General features: G+C 49.3%; 1 protein-coding gene. It reads left to right on the top strand.

Annotated features, from left to right (window positions below; translation table 11 throughout):
* Window positions 1-69 precede the first annotated feature (69 nt).
* Window positions 70-1,127 (top strand): type III secretion system translocon subunit SctE (gene sctE / locus J5224_RS29220; RefSeq protein ID WP_264628575.1); only part of this gene is annotated, 1,058 nt, incomplete at its 3' end.

Genomic DNA, 1,127 nt, shown 5'->3' with positions numbered 1-1,127 from the left:
TCGTTAACGTCGGAGAGTGTCGAGTTACCCACGATCCGCCAATCGACACCGTTAACCAGCAAAGCCCAAATGTTGTTTTTAATGGCGCAATATCAGGAGATCGCCAGCGGGATGGACGCCACCCAGCGTGCCAATGCCCTGGCAGTGTTTTTGACTCAGTCTGAAGCGCGTATGGATAAAGCTCGTGAGCTGTCAGCACATCTGGATGCGTTACATGAGACCTACGATGGCCTTGAGGCGGAGTTTTCCCAGGCGCAACAGGGGGTTGACGGTGCAAGTGATGACGTGGCTCAAGCGCAACGCAAGCTTGATGAGGCGCAGCGCTCACTGGCTGAGTTGCTAGAACAATTAGGGGTGACAGACCCTGATGATCCATCACTGGCAGACAATCCTGACGTAACGCAGGCCAAAAAGGAGGTGGCTGATGCGCAAAAAGCGCTAGGCCTTGCTCAAACAACGTTATCCGATGCGCGCCTGATTGCCGAGCAAAAGCGTGCTGCGATGCAGAGCGTCTTGAATGACATTAATGCCAGCACGGCAGAAATGAATAGCAAGTACGGCGATGTAGATATGACGTCTAAAGGTGGCGTCGTATCCAGCAATGCAGTGACGCAATCAGAGAAGGCGCTGACTAAAACGGCTGTCATGATCATGCTGATCACCGAGTTTATTATGCAAATGGAAGAGGCCTCAGCAGAAAAACTGAAAAATGACCTTGAACTGAACCGTATTCAAACCAAAGCACGTCAGGCAGAAATGCAGCGTAAATCTGATGAATACGAAGAGCAGGTCCGAAAAGCGGAAGAAGCGCAAAAAATGGCCAGCTGTATTGGAAAAGTTTTAGGTGGCCTGGCGATCGCATTGGGGGCAATTACAACTGTATTTGGTGGTGGTGGCATTGCGTTGATGGCTGTAGGTATCGGCTTGATGGTCGCTGACCCGATTGTTGCTGCTATAACCGGTAAATCATTAACAGAAATGGTGATGAATCCCCTCATGGAGCATGTTTTTATGCCTCTTATGAATATCCTGGGTGATATTGTCACACAAATTTTTGATAAAACACCACTCGGCTTGCTGCTAAATGCTATCGATAAAGCAACGGGTGCCAACATGATGGATACCAT

It is taken from the genome of Candidatus Symbiopectobacterium sp. NZEC135, assembly GCF_025962695.1.
This window is presented reverse-complemented; position numbering and strand designations above follow the sequence as displayed.